The sequence below is a fragment of the Colwellia sp. MEBiC06753 genome, assembly GCF_053470325.1.
In genome coordinates this window covers 38576-60025 of the sequence record NZ_JBQMTM010000014.1, presented here as the reverse complement: position 1 = coordinate 60025, position 21450 = coordinate 38576, and the positions used below count along the sequence as shown (strand labels likewise).

At 42.0% G+C, this 21450-nt stretch carries 16 protein-coding genes; 6 read left to right on the top strand and 10 right to left on the bottom strand.

The window, feature by feature from the left end:
• Window position 1: 1 nt before the first annotated feature.
• From pxpB to ACOB82_RS11890, 4 genes are all read right to left on the bottom strand, one after another.
• Window positions 2-784 (bottom strand): 5-oxoprolinase subunit PxpB, encoded by a 783-nt coding sequence (gene pxpB / locus ACOB82_RS11905; protein WP_448213217.1) that lies wholly within the window; start codon window positions 782-784, stop codon window positions 2-4.
• Window positions 777-1535: a 5-oxoprolinase subunit PxpA gene (locus ACOB82_RS11900; RefSeq protein WP_448213216.1), complete on the bottom strand. Its 759-nt coding sequence runs from the start codon at window positions 1533-1535 to the stop codon at window positions 777-779. The genes pxpB and ACOB82_RS11900 overlap by 8 nt, the downstream gene beginning before the upstream one ends.
• Window positions 1536-1576: 41 nt before the next feature.
• Complete coding sequence (gene ybaK / locus ACOB82_RS11895; protein WP_448213215.1) at window positions 1577-2047, bottom strand: Cys-tRNA(Pro) deacylase; 471 nt, start codon at window positions 2045-2047, stop codon at window positions 1577-1579.
• 96 nt (window positions 2048-2143) lie between these two features.
• Window positions 2144-4051 carry an MOSC N-terminal beta barrel domain-containing protein gene (locus tag ACOB82_RS11890; protein ID WP_448213214.1) on the bottom strand — a complete coding sequence of 636 codons (1908 nt, stop codon included), beginning with the start codon at window positions 4049-4051 and terminating at the stop codon, window positions 2144-2146.
• Between the two features lie 209 nt (window positions 4052-4260).
• Between ACOB82_RS11890 and mpl the strand changes: the two genes are divergently transcribed.
• Together mpl and ACOB82_RS11880 are read left to right on the top strand one after the other, a co-directional pair.
• Window positions 4261-5640 (top strand): UDP-N-acetylmuramate:L-alanyl-gamma-D-glutamyl-meso-diaminopimelate ligase, encoded by a 1380-nt coding sequence (gene mpl, locus ACOB82_RS11885; RefSeq protein ID WP_448213213.1) that lies wholly within the window; start codon window positions 4261-4263, stop codon window positions 5638-5640.
• Between the two features lie 21 nt (window positions 5641-5661).
• Window positions 5662-6306, top strand: coding sequence for a flavin prenyltransferase UbiX (locus tag ACOB82_RS11880; protein ID WP_448213212.1), 645 nt, complete (start codon window positions 5662-5664; stop codon window positions 6304-6306).
• A 43-nt stretch (window positions 6307-6349) separates the two neighbouring features.
• On the opposite strand, the gene ACOB82_RS11875 is transcribed toward ACOB82_RS11880, so the two are convergent.
• On the bottom strand, window positions 6350-8611 hold the full coding sequence (locus ACOB82_RS11875; protein ID WP_448213211.1) for a hypothetical protein: 2262 nt from the start codon (window positions 8609-8611) through the stop codon (window positions 6350-6352).
• Window positions 8612-8959: 348 nt separating this feature from the next.
• Between ACOB82_RS11875 and ACOB82_RS11870 the strand changes: the two genes are divergently transcribed.
• Window positions 8960-12187, top strand: a complete 3228-nt coding sequence (locus tag ACOB82_RS11870; protein WP_448213210.1) for an amidohydrolase family protein — start codon at window positions 8960-8962, stop codon at window positions 12185-12187.
• Between the two features lie 116 nt (window positions 12188-12303).
• Here ACOB82_RS11870 and ACOB82_RS11865 read toward each other — a convergent pair whose 3' ends face one another.
• Together ACOB82_RS11865 and ACOB82_RS11860 are read right to left on the bottom strand one after the other, a co-directional pair.
• Complete coding sequence (locus ACOB82_RS11865) at window positions 12304-14436, bottom strand: TonB-dependent siderophore receptor (protein ID WP_448213209.1); 2133 nt, start codon at window positions 14434-14436, stop codon at window positions 12304-12306.
• Between the two features lie 270 nt (window positions 14437-14706).
• Complete coding sequence (locus ACOB82_RS11860) at window positions 14707-15489, bottom strand: PEP-CTERM sorting domain-containing protein (protein WP_448213208.1); 783 nt, start codon at window positions 15487-15489, stop codon at window positions 14707-14709.
• 347 nt (window positions 15490-15836) lie between these two features.
• Here ACOB82_RS11860 and ACOB82_RS11855 point away from each other — a divergent pair, with 347 nt between their 5' ends.
• On the top strand, window positions 15837-16931 hold the full coding sequence (locus tag ACOB82_RS11855) for an FAD-binding oxidoreductase (RefSeq protein ID WP_448213207.1): 1095 nt from the start codon (window positions 15837-15839) through the stop codon (window positions 16929-16931).
• A gap of 59 nt (window positions 16932-16990) precedes the next feature.
• On the opposite strand, the gene ACOB82_RS11850 is transcribed toward ACOB82_RS11855, so the two are convergent.
• Both ACOB82_RS11850 and ACOB82_RS11845 read right to left on the bottom strand, forming a co-directional pair.
• The gene (locus tag ACOB82_RS11850) at window positions 16991-18550 is read right to left on the bottom strand and encodes a GNAT family N-acetyltransferase (protein WP_448213206.1); all 1560 of its coding nucleotides are present in this window, start codon (window positions 18548-18550) and stop codon (window positions 16991-16993) included.
• A 144-nt stretch (window positions 18551-18694) separates the two neighbouring features.
• The gene (locus tag ACOB82_RS11845) at window positions 18695-19180 is read right to left on the bottom strand and encodes a VOC family protein (RefSeq protein ID WP_448213205.1); all 486 of its coding nucleotides are present in this window, start codon (window positions 19178-19180) and stop codon (window positions 18695-18697) included.
• A 171-nt stretch (window positions 19181-19351) separates the two neighbouring features.
• Between ACOB82_RS11845 and ACOB82_RS11840 the strand changes: the two genes are divergently transcribed.
• Both ACOB82_RS11840 and ACOB82_RS11835 read left to right on the top strand, forming a co-directional pair.
• Window positions 19352-20236: a LysR family transcriptional regulator gene (locus ACOB82_RS11840; protein ID WP_448213204.1), complete on the top strand. Its 885-nt coding sequence runs from the start codon at window positions 19352-19354 to the stop codon at window positions 20234-20236.
• A 120-nt stretch (window positions 20237-20356) separates the two neighbouring features.
• Window positions 20357-20545 (top strand): hypothetical protein, encoded by a 189-nt coding sequence (locus ACOB82_RS11835; protein ID WP_448213203.1) that lies wholly within the window; start codon window positions 20357-20359, stop codon window positions 20543-20545.
• Between the two features lie 84 nt (window positions 20546-20629).
• On the opposite strand, the gene ACOB82_RS11830 is transcribed toward ACOB82_RS11835, so the two are convergent.
• Window positions 20630-21124, bottom strand: a complete 495-nt coding sequence (locus ACOB82_RS11830; protein ID WP_448213202.1) for an MgtC/SapB family protein — start codon at window positions 21122-21124, stop codon at window positions 20630-20632.
• Window positions 21125-21450: the final 326 nt, after the last annotated feature.

The window sequence follows — 21450 nt, the reverse complement described above, 5'->3', positions numbered from 1 at the left end:
GTTATTTACGCTCAACCATCAAATTGCCACCTAACTCCACAAATTCTAGCTGATTAATCGCTTGAAATCGCACTGTGTCACCCACTTTGATGGTGGGAATAAGACCAGAGGCGGTTTTTTGAACCATAGCTTTTGGGGTTTGACCAATAATATGCCAGCCTCCAGGGCTTGCTTGCGGGTAAACCGCTGTTTGTTCAGCGGCAATCGCCACTGCACCAGCAGGCACTTGTGTTCTAGGTGTTGTTCTGCGAGGTAGTATCAGCTGGTTATCCAGGCTGGCTAAATAACAAAAACCAGGTAAAAAACCTAAGGCATAAGCATGGTAGCTGGTACTGGTATGGTGCTTAATTACTTGCTCAATAGTGAGATTTGTGCGCTTAGCGACATCCGCTAAATCCCAGCCAGCTTCTGGGTGATAATAGGTTGGGATCACCACTAGATTACCGGCATTAGTATGGCCATTTGAATTGGTTGTTTCGGGGCTATCACCTAAAACCTTATTTTTTATAAAGTTATTACTTACAAAGTTATTGATTAATCCCTTGATTAACTCAATAAATTCGCTCGCCGCGATTTTTTCAACATGATAAAAAATTGCCAAAGTGTGATAAGCCACTACGGTATCAGTAATTAGCGGGCGAAAACGTTCGGTGATCATTCGTTGAACCGCGATAATTTCCTGATGTTGCTTAAGACTGACTTTTTCCGGCCAGCTTAATAACAGTGCATCTTCCCCTAAACACTCAAAGCGGATGTTGGATTTTTCTGGTTGCAAGCTAGACATTCTTCAAAGAGTTACTGAGTAATTTTACTAAGGCTAAGGCATCTGGCGTGTCAGAATGCACACAAACCGTATCAGCAGTTAACGACAGGGTTTTGCCATCAACACTGAAAAGTGTGCCAGTACTAGCTAATTGTTTGAGGCGCTCTACCACCAGCTCAGGGTTATGAATAACCGCATTTTGCTCACTACGTGGTACCAATAAACCATTATCTAAATAGTTGCGATCAGCAAATACTTCAAAGCGCAAGCTAACACCATATTGCTTGGCAATTGTTAAAAAAACTTGCGGCTCAGGTAGTGCTTGAATCACTAAAGTTTGAGTTTGTTTAAAAGATTGAATTGCTTGGCAAATCACTTCAAATAGTTCGATATTTTTCATCATATCGTTATAAAGCGCGCCGTGGGGCTTAATATAATCCAGTTGCCGACCTTGAGCGTGGCACACGCCGGATAAAGCGCCGAGCTGATAATGCAAACAAGCAATTAATTCATCGGACTGCATCTGTATTGAACGTCGACCAAAACCCTGCAAGTCAGGGTAGCTAGGGTGAGCACCGATACTAACCTTGTGAGCAACAGCCAAGGCTACTGTTTTTTGCATGACTAAGGGATCGCCAGCGTGAAAGCCGCAAGCAATATTGGCTTGGTCAATATAGGGCATAATCGCCTGATCATTGCCCATGCTCCACGCACCAAAGCTTTCGCCTAAGTCGCAGTTAAGTGCCAGTGTCTTGTAATTAGATGATTGCAAAATTTATCTCGTTAATACAAAAGTAAATAGCCAAGTGTATTTTATTCAGCGGCAATAGCGGCGAATTTACCCTGCGTCGCTTGAATTAAATCAGCTGGAGTCAGTTCAATTTCCAAACCACGACGGCCGGCGCTGACATAAATTTTATCTAACGCTTGGGCACTGTTATCAATAAAGGTCGCTAACTTCTTTTTTTGACCTAGCGGGCTAACGCCACCAAGCACATAACCAGTAGTACGTTCAACTAGCGCTTGCTCGGCCATTTTAGCTTTTTTTGCTTTAGCCGCTTTTGCTAAATTTTTTAAATTAAGTTGATGCGCTACTGGCACAACAGCTACTGCCAACGCGCCAGTATCTAAGGCCACCACTAAGGTTTTAAAAACCGCTTCTGCCGGCAAATTTAACTTCTCAACTGCCTCTAAGCCAAACGAAGGAGCATTGGCGTCGTGATGGTATTCTAACAAGTTGTAGGTTAGCTTGAGTTTATCGGCAAAGGTTACTGCTGGCGTCATCGCGGCTTTCGCTTATTCATTTTAAAATTTTTTACCTTAAAACTTTTCATCTTAAAAGTAACAAGGCGTTATGGCTTAGTTTTTATAGCTTGGTTTTTATGGCTTAGTTATAACAATATCGGATTCTGGTACGCAACTACAGGCTAAAATATAGCCTTGCTCTTTTTCTGAGGGAAGTAAGCCATCGTCAGCCATTACCTTCACTTCACCACTTTCTAGTTTGACTTTACAACTGCCACACATACCACCGCGGCAGGAATAAGGCATAATTAAACCTGCTGCTTCACCTTGTTCTAAAATGGTGTCTTTAGTATTGCCTTCAACAAACTTATCCCATGAATCAAACAGAATGTTTACGTTTTCTGGCAGCTGTTTTGTTGGTGGTTGTGGTTTTGTCGACGTTTTAGCTTTGCCAAAGCTTTCAAAATGAAATTGCGACTCAGGCAAACCTAACGCCAGTAATTTTTGCTTAGCACTTTCTCTGAAACCTTCTGGACCACAGACCATGACATCGCGCTTAATTAAGTCGGGAATATTGCCGAGCATTTTACTGGTTAACTGACCTTGGTAATCTTGCCATTGTGGCAGAGCGCGTTGGGTTAAGGTGTAACTTACTGTGCAGTTGCCGTGCTGGCGTGCCAATGCATTTATTTCATCAAAGGCAATCAGATCGCGCTCTGAGCGGGCACTATGAAAAAAGACAATATTCTTATCAATATGTTGATCCGTAAAGGCTTTTAACATTGATAACATTGGGGTAATGCCTGAGCCAGCACTGAGTAACAGCACCTTATTTTGTTGGATAGTTTCCAGATTAAACTTGCCCGCAGGCGGTTTTGCGCTAATTTTATCGCCGACCTTAAAGTGATCATGCAAAAAGTTAGAGACTTTGCCATTTTCAACTCGCTTTACGGTGATGCTTATTGTTTCAGGACGCGTTGGGCTAGAACTTAAGGTATAAATGGCATTCACCTGTTTGCCACCAATCGTCAGTTTAAACGGTAAATGTTGACCGGCGATATAATGCGGTAATTCAGCCTGTTCACTGGTAAAAACAAAGGTTTTTACGTCGTGAGTTTCTTGATAAATATGGGTGCACACTAGCTCAATATCTTGGGTGGTGGCGTTCGAAGATTTTTTCTTGGTTAACTTATTAGTCGCATTTTTTGCAGTTTTTTTGCTAGCAATAAAACTTGGCGGTGATTGGGTATCGATAATCGTTACCGTGTCGCCAAGACGCACTTGGCCTTTATTTAATGGCACTAAGTTCTGCCCAAACATCACATCACCTTTTTCCACTTGGCGGTATTCTTTTAATGTCGCGAGCGGCTGCTGTTGATGATGTTTATCTCCTGTATCAGGATTAACGGTGGTAAAAATACAACGCGAGCAAGGCTTGGTTAATTCAAACTCTACTTCGCCAATGCGAATATGTCGCCAACTATCTTCAGCAAAAGCATCACAGCCCGACACCACTAAATTAGGGCGGAATTGGCGCATGGAAACTGGGCTGGCTAAACGGCTGTTTAAATTATCCAGCGAGCTTTGTGAAATTAACAGCAAAGGATAACCGTCAGCAAAGGCCAGTGGTGCGGTTGAATTTTTTACTTGGCGTGAAGATTGTTCGCCAAAAAACAGTAACTGACACGTTTTACCAACAAACTGGCTAAACCATAAATCAACCGTTGCGTGGCAGCGTTGGGCTAAAATTTGATCTTGCCAGACCGTTACCGCTTGGTAATCACTGGTGCATTGATCATAGCGAATTTCCAATAACGGCATATCAGGTGCGGTCAGCATTAAGCCATGTGGTGTTAAATTGGCTTGAATCAAGCAGAGTTTTGGTAAGGTTCTGGCAGTGATAAATTGGCCGTTAGCATCTGATAATACAAAGCGGCGATCATAAGGCAGGCCAATACGTTCAACCCAGCTACTAGATAAATTAATGCCAGCGGTCGATTTTATCGGATAAATGCTGATTTGCTGAAGTTGAACTGCGGTCAAAATGAACTCCTTGTTATTTGGCTAACGCTTTACTGGACATTTACGGGACAAGATATCCAGTAAATATTCGGCAATCTCACGGCATAATGCAATGACAAATCAATGAATTTTGTTCGGAGATTGTCATAAAGTCACGTCTGCTCGGTATCCATTCTATCTGATGTCAGGTATATTGGCGCACATTGAGGTTTAGATTAAAAACTATGGTTATGCACGTACATATTCTTGGTATTTGTGGCACTTTTATGGGCGGTATTGCCGCCATTGCCAAGCAGCTTGGTTATCGGGTTTCTGGTTGTGATGCTAATGTTTATCCACCAATGAGTACTCAGCTTGAAGCGCTCGGTATTGAATTAATGCAAGGTTATGATGTTAAGCACTTGGCTGATGAACCCGATATGGTGATTGTCGGCAATGCTATGGCACGCGGTAATCCTATGGTGGAATATGTGCTTGATCGCAATATTGCTTATACTTCCGGGCCACAATGGTTGCTAGAGCATGTGTTAAAAGAGCGCTGGGTGCTAGCGGTTTCGGGCACCCATGGGAAAACCACTACCAGCAGCATGTTAACCTGGATTTTAGAATATGCTCATATGAAGCCAGGTTATTTGATTGGTGGTGTCCCGCAAAACTTTGAGGTATCAGCACGCCTTGGTGAGTCACCATTTTTTGTTATCGAGGCCGATGAATACGACACGGCGTTTTTCGATAAGCGTTCTAAGTTTGTGCACTACAGACCAAGAACTTTAGTGATCAACAATATGGAATTTGATCACGCCGATATTTTTAATGATATTAGTGATATTCAAAAACAGTTTCATCACTTGATCCGTATGGTACCAAGCAATGGTTTGATTTTATCGCCAGCGAATGAAACCTATGTTAATGAAACACTTGAGCAAGGCTGTTGGACGCCGACCGAACATTCGATGTTATTTGGTGACAATATTCAGGGTTGGCATGCGAAAAAACATCAAGAAGATGGCAGCTGTTTTGATGTGTATTTTAATGACGCATTGCAAGGGCAGGTGAACTGGTCATTAATTGGTGATTTTAATATCGACAATGCGTTAATGGCCATTGGTGCTGCACGTCATGCTGGCGTGCCGTCAAAGGTAGCTATTGAAGCGTTAGACCAATATATCAATACCAAACGCCGCCTTGAACTGCGCGGTGAAATTAATGGCATCAAAGTTTATGATGATTTTGCCCATCATCCAACGGCAATAGCTAAAACTTTAGATGCCATGCGCCAACATGTTGGAACGGGTAGAGTGCTGGCGGTGTTAGAGCCACGTTCCAATACCATGAAAAGTGGAGTTCATAAAAATACTTTGGCGGCATCACTGACTAAAGCTGATCAGGTTTATCTGTTTCAAGGAGAGCAAGTGAAATGGTCGGTGGCCGATCTACAAGCGCAGTGCCAACAACCGTTCGTTGCCGAAGCCGATATTGACGCCCTTGTTAATGCGGTCGTGAATCATGCCCAAGCAGGTGATAGCATAGTGGTGATGAGTAATGGCGGCTTTGGCGGTTTTCATACTAAACTGCTTGAAGCGTTAACGCATGTCAAAGCTGGCCAATAGTTGTTAGGAGTAGAATAAAACATGAATACTGAAATTAATTCTGCTCAGCAGCAAGGTTTTGACGGTGCAATTACCGTTGCTATAACCGGTGCGTCGGGCGCCTGTTACGCCTTGCGTTTAATTGATTGTTTGGTGGCAGCGAATAAGCAAGTTTATGTGTTGATGTCGAGTGCGGCACGTGTGGTTTTTGATACTGAAACTGGCGTAAAAATACCCGCTTCGCCGGATGCAGCTAGCCAGTTCTTGGTGGACTATTTTTCGGCTAAATCGCAGCAAATTATTGCGTTTGGCAAAGAGCAATGGTTTTCTCCGGTCGCTTCCGGTTCGGCGGCACCTAAACAAATGGTGGTATGTCCTTGCTCAGCTGGAACATTAGCAGCTATTAGCCAAGGTATGAGTGATAACTTAATTGAACGTGCTGCCGATGTGGTGATTAAAGAGCGTGGCCAGTTAATTTTAGTGCCAAGAGAAACACCATTTTCAACCATTCATTTGCGTAATATGCTGAGTTTATCTGAGCTTGGGGCCACCATTATGCCGGCGGCACCGGGCTTTTATCATAACCCTGAGTCAATTAACGATTTGGTTGATTTTATGGTGGGACGGATACTGGACCATTTAAATATTGATCAGTCAATTATGCCGCGCTGGGGATATAAAAAGTAAGTAGCATTGGTGACTAATTATGCTACTTACCTTTTGTTTTTAGTTATCTCGCGAAATGCTTCCTTTTGAGTATTAAAATGCTTACCATCAATAACAGCCAAGTGCTTGGCTCAGGAATGTCATTGGGTTTTGGTTGTTCAATCGCGGTTAAAAATGCAAATTCACCATTATTTAGCCTTGCGCCTGAGACATCATTTGCACCAGCGACACTGGCATTAATAAAACCATTTCCACTGATCAGCGTCCCAAAAACACTAAAACCACCTAATGTTGTTTGCATAACGGGTCCTGTACCACCAAAAGCGGCCGTTGTTGAAAAGCCGCCCATCATTAATGATTGCATAAAATTGGGATCATTAGCTGCAGGATCGTAGCCAAGCTGTGCATCTAGCAAGTCATCGCCGAGCAAATTGACAAAAAATAGCATATCGAATCCTTCATAGTTGTCACTATATTTTGCTGGCCCTAAATCCATACGAAAAACAGAAGCTAACGCATTACTTGGCATTCCAGCAAATAAGGGATCGAAAAAAGAATGGTTGGCACCAATGCCATCCAAGAAACCAAACGTATCGGCACCACCTAATAAATCAGCAATCAATGCTGTGCTATCAAGACCTAACGAAAAAGGGTTATCATATTGAGTGCCGCTAGTTTTGGTAAAGCTATTGGCACCACCATGTTGTATTAATAGGTTGTCATCGGCATTCGTCGCAACGATAACTCGACCACCACCACCAGATTCTCCGCCATTAGTACCGCTTCCTCCGCTGACTCCTGCCCTAAAAACTCCTGTAATAGCTGTGCCGACTACTTTTATAGTACCACCTGCACCGCCACCAGCGCCGCCACCATATCCGCCATAGCTACCCAATCCACCATTGCCACCACTGCCACCATTGCCACCTCTGCCGCCATCACCGGCAGTTCCTCCACCACCGACAAATTCATCGCTTTCACCTGAACTTCCATTAGAACCTGAATCGCCGTATGTTCTATCGTTGTTTCGTCCTGAATTTAATCCGGTGTTAATATTGCTGTACACGGAAGTTGCATGGTCACCACTTGCATCAAAATAGGAGTTACCTACTAATGAAACACGACCGTTGGCGATAATTTCTAATGCGCCACCGCCTCCGCCACCCAAGTGTCCATTTCCTCCATCAGTGCCATCACCACCGCGACCACCATTACCTGCTGCACCGCCATTGCCACCAGCACCCCCGTCGACAGCACTTGAAAAGCCGGTAGCGGAGCCACCACCGCCACCACCGCCACCAACGCCGCCACCGCCACCGCCGCCGCCGCCGCCACCACCGGAGCCTCCTGCACCGCCGCCACCGCCACTACCCCCAGAAATAAGCATGCCAGCGCCGGTGTTAGTACCGCCTTGGCCATACCCGCCATTTGCACCAGTTGCGCCGTTAGAGCCCGAAGTGCCAGCTGAACCACTATAACCGTTACCTCCATTTTGGCCATCGCCGTCACCAATTCTTATACCAGCTAATGGGATTTCAATTGCACCTGCATGAGCACCACCGTAACCACCACTACCTTCTGCACCACCTTTTCCTCCAGTACCACCGTTACTGTTTCCCGAAGATGTACCACCAGTCCCTGCGCCTGTTGAACCAATACCGTTGGTGCCATTTTGTCCTTTACTACCTGCTAACCCAGAACCTCCTGTGCTGCCAGACTGGCCTGCTGTTCCTTGTCCAGTACCACCATTAGAGCCATTGTCATTAGTAACAGCTACACATATGCCTACAACAGTTGTACAAACCGCATCACCACCGGCTCCCCCGAAGCCACCTGGAGAATTCAATGTGATATCGGGAAGTGGAGGGGGTAAGTCAATAGTAAGAGTATCTCCTTCTTGCGCGTTACCACCAGAGCCACCAGAACCTCCGCTTCCACCAGAGCCGCCATTACCACCAGAGCCACCTCCTGCAGCCCCATTTTGGCCATTACCATCAAAATCAAACAACACACTACTGCCGATATTGGCATTATTCCCGACTAAAAATGATGCGCCTTTATTACCTGTGCCTACTACTCTATCACCAGCATTGATATTTAGATCGCCATGAAACACAAATTGGGTAACATTGCCTCCTTGCGCCGTTTGAACCGTAAACTTGGTGCCGTTAAAGGTACCGCCAGAGCCAATACCATTAATGGTGCCATTAGTAGTATTGACGGTAATGGTGCGGGCAAGGCTGTGCGTTGAAAAAATGACTGCTGAGGCTAGTAATGAAAATTTTACGTATGATCGTTTAGTATACTTTTTGTGATGTGCAGACATATCTGTCCTCCATTGGTGAACAGATCGCATTGGCTGGCAATAGTCCAAAGAATGCCGGAATGTTCCTAATAATTTAGCCACTAAGCGTTAAGCAATTATCACACCTTCATGTTAATTGTCAGATATTTCATGGGCTTGTCAATTGAATGAAATGGTATTGTCTTCAGGTTGTATGAAATGTCGACACTTTGTCGGGCTGCCTTATCTAAATGATTATTGCTTAATATTGGAAATATCGAAAAAATCCGGCGACTTAACGTAAAGTGCTTACCTTTTTCTTGTCGATATGTTTTATTTTAGTGAACAAAATTATAAAGCCAGCAGGCTACACTAAAATAGGTTTCAACTATGTTTAAACATACGTCTAAACGACTTTCACAATTATCTGCAATAGCGGTTGCGCTGGGCTTGGCATTTTCAACATCGGTTGTTGCCAGCGATGACAAAAAATCAGAATGGTCAGTTAATGATCCGCAAGGACAGTTTACTTCAATTAAAATCAGTGTCGACGAAGGCACTTGGATGAATATTTCGGTTAGCCCTGATGGTAAAACCATCGCCTTTGATTTATTGGGTGATATTTACACCATGCCAATTACTGGTGGTAAAGCAACCCCATTAATGACGGATATTGCGTGGCAAATGCAGCCAACATTTAGCCCAGACGGCAAACACATTGCCTACACTTCTGATCAAGCCGGCGGTGATAATTTATGGATTATGAATACTGATGGCACCAATAACCAAGCGGTAACTAATGAAACCTTCCGTTTGCTTAATAGCCCTGCATGGTCACCCGACGGTAATTACTTAGTAGGCCGTAAACACTACACAGGTTCACGATCATTAGGTGCAGGTGAAGTATGGCTTTACCATAAAACAGGTGGTGATGGCGTAATGTTAACTAAACGTCCAAATCAACAAAAAGATTTAGGCGAACCAGCATTTTCAACTGATGGCAAATATGTTTACTTCTCGCAAGATGCCACTCCAGGTAAAACTTTCCATTACAGTAAAGACTCTGAAAAAGGCATTTATAAGATTAAGCGCTTAGAGTTAGAAACTGGTGAAATTGAAGTATTGATTTCAGGTAAAGGTGGCGCAATTCGCCCAACCCCATCGCCTGACGGTCGCTTTTTGGCATACATCAGCCGCGATGATTTCCAATCTAAGCTGTATTTATATGACTTAAAAAATGGTCAAGAAACACTGATTTATGATGACCTTGAACGTGATATGCAAGAAACATGGGCCATTCACGGGGTTTACCCAACTATGGCCTGGACGCCGGATAACAGCAGCATAGTGTTCTGGGCAAACGGTAAAATTAATCAATTAGATATAAAAACTAAAAAAGCGAGCATTATTCCGTTTAGTGTAGAAACTGAGAAAAAGCTGCAAACCGCAGTACGCTTCCAACAACATTTAGATCAAGATCAGTTTGACGTAAAAATGTTGCGTGATGTTGAAGTTTCACCTGATGGCAAGCGCGTAGTTTTTGAAGCGATGGGGCATATTTATACCCGTAATTTACCAAACGGTAAGCCACAACGTTTAACAAAACAGTCGGATCATTTTGAATTTAACCCAAGCTTCTCGCGCGACGGTAAAAAAATTGTTTATGTCAGTTGGGATGATAAAGAGCTAGGCCAAGTGCGCGTTGCTTCTAGCCGCGGTGGTAAAGGCAAAGTGATCACCAATGAGCCGGGTAAATATGTTGAACCAAGTTTTTCACCTGATGGTAAAACCGTGGTGTATCGTAAAATTTCTGGCGGCTATATCACTAACCCTATTTGGGGTTTAAATCCCGGAATTTATGCGGTATCAAGCAAAGGTGGTGATTCCAAGTTAGTCACGGAAAATGGCTTGCAGCCACACTTTGGCGCCGATAATAATCGCATTTACGTCGTGCGACATGGTGAGCAAACTCAGTTAGCACGCATTGATTTAGATGGTCAGCACGACAAAACCATTTACCAAGGTAAATTTGCTACAGAATATAAAGTATCGCCAGATGGCTCGCACGTAGCCTTTGCAGAACGCTTTAAAGTTTTTGTAACGCCATATATTGAACGTGGTGATGTTATTGATACTGGGCCAAAAGCCCATAATTTACCGGTTAAACAATTGTCTGTTCGCGCCGGTGAAGGCATTAGCTGGAATGCTGACTCTGATGAAATTTATTGGAGCTTAGGTGCTGATTTATATCAGGCACCCATTGACGGTTTATTTGAGCTAGCGACAGCCAAGTCGGATGACGAAAAATCGGCAGCAGATGATAAAGCAGCAGAGCCGAAACAAACCTACTTAGGCTTTAAACATGATGTTGATAAGCCATCAGGTGTTATCGCTTTTGTTGGTGGTAAAGTCGTGACCATGGAAGGTGAGCAAGTTATTGATAATGGCGTAGTTATTGTTGAAGGTAATGTCATTAAAGCGGTTGGCACTAAGGCGGAAGTTACTATTCCAAGTGGCGCTAAAGTAATTGATATTGCTGGTAAATCTATTATGCCAGGTCTAATTGATGCGCACGCCCATGGCCCGCAAGGTGTTGAAGAAATTATCCCTCAGCAAAACTGGAAAAACTATGCTGGTTTAGCGCTAGGGGTAACCACCATTCATGATCCATCAAATGATACCACAGAGTTTTTTGCCGCCAGTGAGATGCAAAAGGCCGGTGATATCGTCGCCGCACGCTTATTCTCAACGGGTACCATTTTATATGGTGCAACTGTTGCAGGTTATACCTCGCATGTTGACAGTTTAGATGACGCCAAATTCCATGTAGAACGTCTGAAAAAAGCCGGCGCTTTTAGTGTCAAAAGCTATAACCAGCCGCGTCGTAACCAACGTCAGCAGTTTATTCAGGCAGCGCGTGAATTGGAAATGATGGTGGTACCTGAAGGTGGCTCATTGCTTCAACATAACTTAACCATGTTAGTTGATGGTCACACTACCTTAGAGCACTCAATTCCGACTGAAAATATTTATGCTGATATTAAGCAGCTTTGGTCGGCATCAAGCATGGCTTATACCCCAACGATGGGCGTTGCTTATGGCGGTATTCAAGGCGAAAACTTCTGGTACGATACAACGGAAGTGTGGAAGCACCCTCGTTTAAGTAAATATGTACCGGCCGAGTTTCTTGATCCAGTTTCAATGCGCCGAACCAAAGCGCCACATCATCATTACAACCACTTAAATGTTGCCCGCGTAGCCAAAGAAATGCAGGATTTAGGTGTGGAAGTGAATGCTGGTGGTCACGGTCAACGTGAAGGTTTAGCCATGCATTGGGAAATGTGGATGATGGCACAAGGTGGCATGTCGCCACTGCAAGCGTTGCGTACCGCGACAATTTCACCCGCGAAAACTTTAGGGCTTGATAGTCAACTCGGATCATTAAAAGCGGGCAAGTTGGCTGATATCATGATTGTTGATGGCGATATCACCCAAGATATTCGTATTAGCGATAAAGTGTCACACGTGATGGTGAATGGTCGTTTATATGATGCTGATACCATGAATGAAATTGGTAATTACGATAAAAAACGTCAGCCATTTTATTTTGAAATGTAAAGAAGTAATCGACATTAATTGATTGATCATTAAACGAAAAACCCGAGCTAAGCTCGGGTTTTTTATATTAGCTGCTAACACGAAAGCTACTAGCCTGAACTACAGTAAGCAGACTACTAATAGTTCCAACGCATGCTGATACTATAGTTGGTTGGCGCGCCGTAAAACGCTTGTTCAGTTCGAACAGAACTTAGGTATTTTTCATCAGTAATATTGTCTAAGTTTACGCTAAGGCTAATCTGTTGATTAATATCGTATTGAATATAGCCACCAATTAGCGCGTAGCTTTCTTGGGAAATTCGACCATAACCTGAGTCAAAATATGTTTTGCTTTGCCAACGTAACGACAAGCCAGCATGTAAATTTTCTTGCCAGCTCGGCGCGTAGTCAGCTAACAGCTTAAATGTTCTGCGCGGGATAAATGTGCGGGCATCGTCACCGTGCTCGTCATCCATGGTTAATGCAGTAAAACCACCTTGCAGTGATAATTCTTCATTAACTTGTCCCGATACTTCCAGCTCAATACCATTAGATTCTACTGATACACCACGGTAAAGCGCGTAGTTAAAGTCATCCGAATAATCATCATCATCGATACCGTCACCATCACCGTATTCGATAAATTCATACAGGTTTTCTTGTTCGGTTCTAAACAAGGCTAAACTTAGTAACAAGTTATTTTCAAAGCGTTTTTTTACACCAATCTCATAACTACGACCTTCGGCAGAGCCAAGCGGTTCGAGATCTTCATTTAAATAGTACTGTGGTTGATAAATGTCGCTATAACTGCCGTAAAAATTAAGATCTTTAATTGGCTCCCAAGTAAAGCCTAGATAAGGGCTACTGCCATCTTCTGAAGTTGAGGTAGATGCGCCCCAAGACTCACCTTTATTTTCATAATCAATAAAACTAGCGCCCAATACTAAGTCGAGCTGTTCAGTAACTGCTAACTGTAATGCACCATAGAAACGATTTAAGGTGACGTCAGTAAAGCCAGCTTTGTAGGGTTGAGCCCATGTTGGTCTTGTCACCTCTTTTCCTGTCCAGCCAGGCAAGGCTGGCATAGGATCAAAGCCAGATAACGCACCGTAATCTAAATCATTAGTATCGGCATCAGCGATACTTATTCCTAAATTAAACGTATGGGCTAAGCCCCAAGCATCAAACGTTCCTTGAAGAGAGTTGTCCCATATCAGCGTTTTATCATCCGCTTTAAACTTACCCGGATAGCCCAACATGCCTAAGCCTGTGTCAGGATCTAATCCAGTGTTGGAGTAGGTGTAAAATAGTTCAGACTTATCTTGGTAGTCGATATGATTAACTTTACTAGTGAAATTTAAATCTTCGTTGATATACCAAGTTAACTCAGCAAATGCGGTTTTATTTAAGGTATTCCAATACGTCCAATCCATTGCTGTCGTTGAGCTTCTAGGATAATTAACTTGCGTACCATTAGCATAAATTAATGGTACCGCACCCCAAGTAACGCCATCACTATTATTTTCTTGGTGACTGTAACCAACAGTTAGCTCAACTGCATCACCAATTTGGCCATCGATCACACCATAAAATACGGTTCTGTTGTTTTGATATAAGTCGAGCCAGCTTTCTTTATCTTGATGAACCACCACAGTGCGGGCAGCCCAACTTCCAGACTCAGTTAGTGGTGTTGAAACATCGGCAACGGCACGCATTGAAGACCATCTTCCTAACGTTAAATCAACGCTAGCCTGTGGATCATTTCCTGGGCGCTTTCTCACGTAATTCACCGTTCCTGAAGGGTTACCTAAACCAGTGATTAAGCCATTTGAACCGCGAATAAACTCAACTTTTTGATAAATTGCCGTATCGAGATCACCAACAAAAATATCACCAAACGGAATGCCAGCGCCATCAACGTGCATACTGGTGATATCAAACCCGCGAGCATTAAAATAAGTGCGATCGGTTTCTGACTGATCAACGTTTATGCCGGTAACTTGCTTAAACAACGAATTAATATCATTAAGCTGATAATTAGAAATCGTTTCTTGTTCAACGATTGAAAGAGATTGCGGGGTATCGAAACTATCTAACCCTAGGCCAGTGGCACCAGAGCTGATACGTTGTGTTCTGCTTCCGACAATGCGAATGGTTTCAATATCTTTAAGGTTATCGTTAGCTGTGTCATTTGAGGCAGTTTCGGTCGTTTGTGCATGAAGACCTAGCGCTAATACCAGAGGTGAAAGCGCAAAAAGTTTAATGTTCATTGTTATATCTCTTAGCAAAGGTTAATTATTTTTAGGGGGAATTATAAATAGTCAATAAAATATATCAAATGATAATTGTTTTTATTTGCATTTAATGTGTCAGGAGGAAAAAAGAGAGAGTAGAGCAGGGGGGTAAAAAACAAATAAATAGAAAAAGCTGCAAAGCAATTAAAGTGCAATTAAGTTATGGCAATAAAAAAGCACCAGTGAAGGTGCTTTTATAAAATTTTATTTATCTGATTTTATTCAATGCATTTGTTTAGCCCAAGCTTATATTTGCTTTTTGAAGCGAAGGCCGAGCCCGAAAATAGCTACAGCAAATATGGCAAGCATTGAAGGCTCAGGTACGTCAGTGATATTGCCAGCAATGTAACGTTGGTCATTATAGGTAACCACTAAATTTTCGATGGCATAATCTCCAATGAAATTAGCTTGGGTATCGCCAAAAATAACATTGAAACCATAACCTCCGCGCGGTGCTCCTGTGCCTACGCCGGGTGTTGCACCAACAGGGCCGCTATATAACATAATATTATCGGCAAAATCTGCAAGAGTAACATTGACGCCGTCGAGCAGAAGGTATTGATTGTTACGAGTGCCGTCGCCGGCGCTAAATAGCCAATCAAAGTCGCCTGGCGTATATTCAAAGATCTTCCATTCTTGACGAGCTTGAAAATCTTGCCCACGGTAGTCATTTTCCGACGAAATTACGGCATAGTTCGTGCCGTCTGTTACCCACATATTTAAATAAGGTAAAGCACTGCTGCCACTCACTTTATCCCAATTTACTGTATTAAAAAGATTGATTTGCATGCCATCAAAGGCATTTGTACCATAGCCGACTTTTTGGCCACTTTCTGGAGTAATTGCCGAAAAGCCAGTTCCACTGACATTTTCAGTAATCGACATAGTTCCGTCCCATGGTGCATTAGTACTACCATCATGATTACGAATGTTAAAGGTTTCAAAGTCGATAATATTAGCGTTGGTATTCAAGGTTAGCCCTAGCAACGCTATAGCAAATAGTTGTTTTATATAAAACTTGATAGTCATTTTTAGCTCCAAGTGCATATTATTTTATTTCCATTAGAAGGTGATTACCGAATAACAACGCACATACTGGTATCGGGGTGAGGTCAAGCTAGATATGTACCAAAGTAATAAAAACGATAATTATTAGTTAGTTAAGTGAAAGGTGTTAACTTGTAAAATGCAGAATGTAAATAATATTGACAGTGATAATCACTCTAAAAGCAGATAAAAACTTAATTATTATCAACTGGTTAACCAGAGTTTGATTTAATAGCTATTGGTTTTAACCCAAGATTATTTAACAATGTGAGTTCTGAACTTTGAACGCATGAAGATTAAATAAACATAAAAAGAAAGGTGAGTAAGTCATGGAGTTTTTTAGGCTATCAGTAACGAATGTTGTGAAAGAAGCTAAGTCGACAAAGTCCTTGCTACTTAACTTGCCGTTAGCGTTAGCTAAGACTTTTGAATGGCAAGCTGGCCAATACGTGAATGTTAGAGTTCAGATTAACAATAAGGCTTATATTCGTAGTTATTCAATTAGTAACGATGCGCAAACTCAAGGCATACGACTCACCATCAAAAGTGTTGATCAGGGCTTAGTGTCGAATTATCTGTTATCGACAATTAAAGCAGGACAAAGTATTGAGGTAAGCAGGCCCTGTGGCCGCTTTAGTGTTAAACCCAATTCAGCTGATAACAAATGCTATTATTTTTTCGCGGCGGGCTCGGGCATTACACCAATCTATTCAATGATAACGACAATTTTACAACAAGAGCCAAATAGCCAGATTGCCTTGCTTTATAGTTCGCGCAATAAAAAATCGATTATTTTTGATCAGGCGCTTAACCACTTACAGCAACGATATTCTACTAAATTTCGCATTGCCCATGTATTAACTAAACCCGGTTGGTTCTCTGGCGATAAGGCATGGCAAACGGGTCGCATTAATTCTGCGATCATTGAACGGTTTCTGCGGGAATATCGATTAGTTAATACTGTAAAGGCACAAGCAAATAACGCTGCTGATGAAACCAGTTATTATTTATGTGGTCCTAGCGGCTTTATGCAGACGGTTAACAGTGTATTAGTGGCTAATAAGGTCAACAGCGAAGCAATTTATCAGGAAAGTTTTGGTAATAACAATGCTACGTCAACTAACACAAAGCCAGCTAATGTCACCAGTAGGGCAGCTACGTTAATTGTTGATAGTGAAGCGGGTAAAAATACAATACAAGTTAATAGTAACGAAACGCTATTAGCGGCCATGCAACGTAACAATATCGATGTAGCCTATAGCTGTCTGGAAGGTGTTTGTGGCAGCTGTCAGTGTCAGTTGCTATCTGGAAAGGTTAACATGCTTGATAACCTATTTTTGACAGAAGAAGAGCAAGCGCGTGGCTTAATTTTATCTTGCCAAGCGTTAGCACAAACATCGCAGCTTGCCATTAAGTTAGAATAAACGAGTTAATATGTAAGCTGCATAAGGCTTGTGCTTTAAGTGGTAACCTCAACACATTATTAAGAATCGTCGTTATTACCGATCCATTTAGTTTGATATAAATCGCGGCGTCTATCTAAATAATTTCTTACCGAGCCTTCATTGCGCAGTGTGCTGAGTTTTTCTAAATCAAGATCAACAATTAAGGTCATTTCGGTATTAGGCGTGGTTTCCGCCATTATTGCATCGTGAGGAAATGAAAAGTCCGACGGTGAAAATACTGCTGATTGTGCATATTGAATATCAGCACCGTCCACTTTCGGCAAGTTACCGACACTGCCGGCAATGGCAACATAACATTCATTTTCAATTGCCCGAGCTTGGGCGCAACAACGTATGCGCAGGTAGGCGTTTTTAGTATCTGTCCAAAATGGCACAAACAATATTTTCATGCCTTGCTCAGACTGAATACGCGCAAGTTCTGGAAATTCAACGTCGTAACAAATCAAAATACCAATTTTACCAAAGTCGGTATCAAACACCCTTAAGTCATCACCACCTTTCATGATCCAAGCGCGCTTTTCATGGGGCGTAGGGTGTAACTTATATTGCGACTCAAGCGTGCCATCACGGCGACAAAAATAAGAGACATTATAAAGTTGCCCTTCTTCCATTACTGGCAGCGAGCCTGCAATAATATTGATGTTGTAACTCACCGCTAACTTCGAGATAGCTTCAATAGTTTGCTCAGAATATGTCGCTAATGCTTTGATGGAATCTAGCGAGGTATTATGAACATCAATACCCATTAACGGCGCGTTAAACAGTTCCGGCAGTAAAGCAACATCGCACTGATAATCAGAGAGGGCGTCAATAAAAAACTCAACATGCTGAATTAATTCATCCACCGATTTTACTGGCCGCATTTGCCATTGCACGCAGCCAATTCTGGCAGAGGTTTTTACCGCGCCAAAAAGCGGTGATTGCTCTTTCTCATAATATAAATTGGTCCATTCGAGCAGGGTGGCATAACCTTTCGACTCTTTATCTTCAGGCAAATAGCCGGTTAACAGGCGCTTAACTTCAAAGTCATTCGACAGCTGAAAACTTAATATTGGGTCGTAAAGCTCTTTCTTTTTCACTAACTCAATATATTTTTGTGGAGATAGGTCTTTGGCGTGATTTTTATAATTAGGAATGCGGCCGCCCGCTACAATTGACTTAAGGTTTAGGCTTTGGCAAAGCTCTTTACGTGCTTCGTAAAGTCGTCGGCCAAGACGCATGCCCTGATAATCTGGGTGAACAAATACCTCAGCACCGTAAAGCACATTACCTTTAGGATCGTGGGTGGTCAGGTATGCGTCACCGGTGATTTCTTCATAAGTGTGGTGATCACCAAATTTGTCATAATCAACAATGAGTGAAAATGCTGCGGCAATAATTTTGCCGTGATCTTCAATACACATTTGCCCCTCTGGGAAGGTAGCTAACTGTGCTTTAAATTGTTTTATCGGCCAAGTGTCATCCCAGTCAGGATAAACCAAATCCATTACTTCTTTAAGTTGCGGATAATCACTTAGCTCAAGGTTACGTAAATTAAGTTTATGCTCAGAATCTTCGACAGATAAAATATCACTCATACAATGCAAACCTGTGTCTTTTTAAAAACCAAATCAGCGTTAGCGCTAATATCAACATAGCATTTTCTTGAGTGTTATTGCATGCATTTCAAAACAAGATGAATGCATGCAATTAATATCTGACTAGCCTCGCTTAAACTTTAGTTATTCATAATCACTGCCGTAGGTTTCTTCATAACTATGTGAATACAGCTCAAATAGGTTGCCAAACGGGTCTTCTAAATACACCATTTTTGCTGGTTTCGTATCATCTTCAGGATGATAGCGCATAACATCCATTCTTACTTTTCCGCCAAACTCTTCGGTTTTACCCATTACTGTTTCAAAATCATCCGTTTGTAAGCAGAAGTGGAAAATACCTAAACGGCCAAAGTCGATGATATGACGTTGGTCACGGCTTTTCATTTCGAACAATTCGACGCCAATACCATCGGTTGTCACTAAATGGGCGATATTAAACCCTTCAAAACCTTCACCAAATACCGCGATACACATGCGCCCAATTGCGCTTTCACGCTCTTCAATCACTTTAGTGTTGTTCATGACAATGCGCAGACCAAGCACTTGCGTATAAAACTCCACCGCTTGCTCCATATTGCCTACCATTATGCCGACGTGATTCATTTTCATTGTTGATACCTCAAGAAGCTTTATTACTCATTCATATTGATGGCGTCAGTTTAGAAAATCGAAACTATTAGTTAAAATTATCATTTATCATTAAAATGATAATTTTATGTTATGGTCTGTTTGAGTCTGGTTGAGTTCGGCTTGATGAATAAGTGCTAAGCGAGGTCTTTGATGTTAAATCCGGTATGGCTTAAGACATTTGTTACTTTGATTGATATGGAACATTTTACCAAAGCCGCGGAAAAGTTATTTATGACGCAGCCGGGAGTGAGTCAGCACATTAACAAGCTGGAGCAAGCCTGCGGGCATTTATTAATTCATCGAGAAAATAAACGCTTTGAACTGACCGAACAGGGGCGTATGGTTTATCAATATGCTCAGCAGTTGGCGAAAAATGAGCAGCAGCTATTGGAAAATATGACCTTTGATAACCCTTACCAGGGCCACTATCAAATTGCTTGCTCTGGGTCATTAGCCCTGATTTTGTATCCGAAATTGCTTGATTTACAATTACAGCATCCACAGCTAGTACCAAAGTTAAAAGCAGCACCAAACCAGCAAATATTAACTGAAATCCAGTCAGGGTTGGTTGATATAGGCATTGTTACTCACGTTCCTAACCCTAAAATATTTGATGTTCAGGTATTAACTCAGGAACAATTGTGTTTAGTGTTGCCAAAGGGTATCGATGCTGAGCGTGATTGCCGTGCATGTATGCAGCAACTAGGCCTGATTGACCATCCTGATGCCCAGCATTATTTATCGTTGTATTTTTCGTTAAGTCAGGATGAAAACTTTGACGGAATGCAGCCAAGTGATTTTCCTGTGTCAGGTTTTGTGAATCAAATTAGCCAAATTTTACAACCAGTAGCCTTAGGCTTAGGTTTTACTGTGTTGCCAAAAAGTGCGGTAGATAGCTTTTATGCGTCAGAACAATTAACTATTTATCAGCCACATAAACCTGTTTTTGAGTCGTTATACTTGGTTAAGAAAAGAAATAGAGAATTACCCGCTCGCTTTGAAACGGTGATCAGTGCTTTACGGCAATGGTTGTAATTTTTACCTTATCGACAATAATTTTTAGTTTTACTCTTTAACTTAACGCGATTATTTTGCGCTTGCTTTACAAGCAAACGAATACATCTATTCGTGTTAGTGTTTATGAGTACTAAGGTTATGGTTGAACTAGAAAAAGCAAACGCAGACTTTGTCAGAGACTCTTACAATTATTGTGTAGAGTACGCCGAAGGTGATGAACACAATGACAAAGTTATTTTAATGTGTGTGAATGATGAATTAGCTGCGGCTGGTTTTAAAAAATTTAAATCGCTTAAAGAAATTAAAGGGATTATAAAACAGAAGTAACACAGTTATGCTCAGTAAAAAGAAGGGAATTCCCTTCTTTTTTGTTTTATACGCCGGTAAATTAACTAACTTATATAAGCAGAGCTAAGGTAATTTTCTGCCATTAAATCGGCTTTTCACTCTGCGGTGTACCCCTTTAGTTAAGCTGACTACGCGGTCTTCAATAAGATCAACGCCATATAGAATCACTACCACTAAGCTCGCTAGTATTATTGCTTGAGATAAAAAACCAAAGCCTATTAAAATGCCGATTGCCGCTAATACCCATATGGTTGCGGCTGAAGTAACGCCTACCACTGCGCCATCTTTAGCAAGCATTACCCCCGCCCCTAAAAAGCCAATGCCAGTGATCACTTGTCCAATTAATCGCACCAACTGATCATTGTTATCGGCAAGGGTTGTGGCCACAGCGAGTACCACATAGGTGCCTAAGGTAATCAGTGACGAGGTACGAATACCGACAGGTTTTCCACGAATTTGACGTTCAACCCCGATTAATGAACCACACAAAATAGCGGTAATAATCGCAGGCCAACTAAAGGGCGCAACATCTAATGTTTTTACTAAAAGTTCCATCATAAATTTACGTAATAGCGTGTACTTAATTGCTTGATTCTATTAACTGTAGCATGAGATAAACCGAGCCAAAGTAAAGGGAAACTAACAATTAAAAGTTGGAAAATAAAGCCGCCTTTATAGAGTAGTTCGTTATTTTTATCTAACTAATTATTTTAATCTTTGCGGTAAAAATAGTTGTTGGCTAAACCTAAAAACTGGATCTTAGTTTTAACTGGTCGAATTCATCGCTTTTATTAGCGAATTCAATGTATTGAATGGGTTAATTTCACTTAGTGCCGCTATTTAAACTAAGCTATGCTAGTAGCCTGTTTAATATGAATCACCAA

Excerpts from the sequence above, each read along its gene's own strand:
- pxpB (WP_448213217.1), bottom strand. The coding sequence starts at position 784 with ATGTCTAGCTTGCAACCAGAAAAATCCAACATCCGCTTTGAGTGTTTA.
- ybaK (WP_448213215.1), bottom strand. The coding sequence starts at position 2,047 with ATGACGCCAGCAGTAACCTTTGCCGATAAACTCAAGCTAACCTACAAC.
- mpl (WP_448213213.1), top strand. The coding sequence starts at position 4,261 with ATGCACGTACATATTCTTGGTATTTGTGGCACTTTTATGGGCGGTATT.
- ACOB82_RS11880 (WP_448213212.1), top strand. The coding sequence starts at position 5,662 with ATGAATACTGAAATTAATTCTGCTCAGCAGCAAGGTTTTGACGGTGCA.
- ACOB82_RS11875 (WP_448213211.1), bottom strand. The coding sequence starts at position 8,611 with ATGTCTGCACATCACAAAAAGTATACTAAACGATCATACGTAAAATTT.
- ACOB82_RS11870 (WP_448213210.1), top strand. The coding sequence starts at position 8,960 with ATGTTTAAACATACGTCTAAACGACTTTCACAATTATCTGCAATAGCG.
- ACOB82_RS11865 (WP_448213209.1), bottom strand. The coding sequence starts at position 14,436 with ATGAACATTAAACTTTTTGCGCTTTCACCTCTGGTATTAGCGCTAGGT.
- ACOB82_RS11860 (WP_448213208.1), bottom strand. The coding sequence starts at position 15,489 with ATGACTATCAAGTTTTATATAAAACAACTATTTGCTATAGCGTTGCTA.
- ACOB82_RS11855 (WP_448213207.1), top strand. The coding sequence starts at position 15,837 with ATGGAGTTTTTTAGGCTATCAGTAACGAATGTTGTGAAAGAAGCTAAG.
- ACOB82_RS11850 (WP_448213206.1), bottom strand. The coding sequence starts at position 18,550 with ATGAGTGATATTTTATCTGTCGAAGATTCTGAGCATAAACTTAATTTA.
- ACOB82_RS11845 (WP_448213205.1), bottom strand. The coding sequence starts at position 19,180 with ATGAAAATGAATCACGTCGGCATAATGGTAGGCAATATGGAGCAAGCG.
- ACOB82_RS11840 (WP_448213204.1), top strand. The coding sequence starts at position 19,352 with ATGTTAAATCCGGTATGGCTTAAGACATTTGTTACTTTGATTGATATG.
- ACOB82_RS11835 (WP_448213203.1), top strand. The coding sequence starts at position 20,357 with ATGGTTGAACTAGAAAAAGCAAACGCAGACTTTGTCAGAGACTCTTAC.
- ACOB82_RS11830 (WP_448213202.1), bottom strand. The coding sequence starts at position 21,124 with ATGATGGAACTTTTAGTAAAAACATTAGATGTTGCGCCCTTTAGTTGG.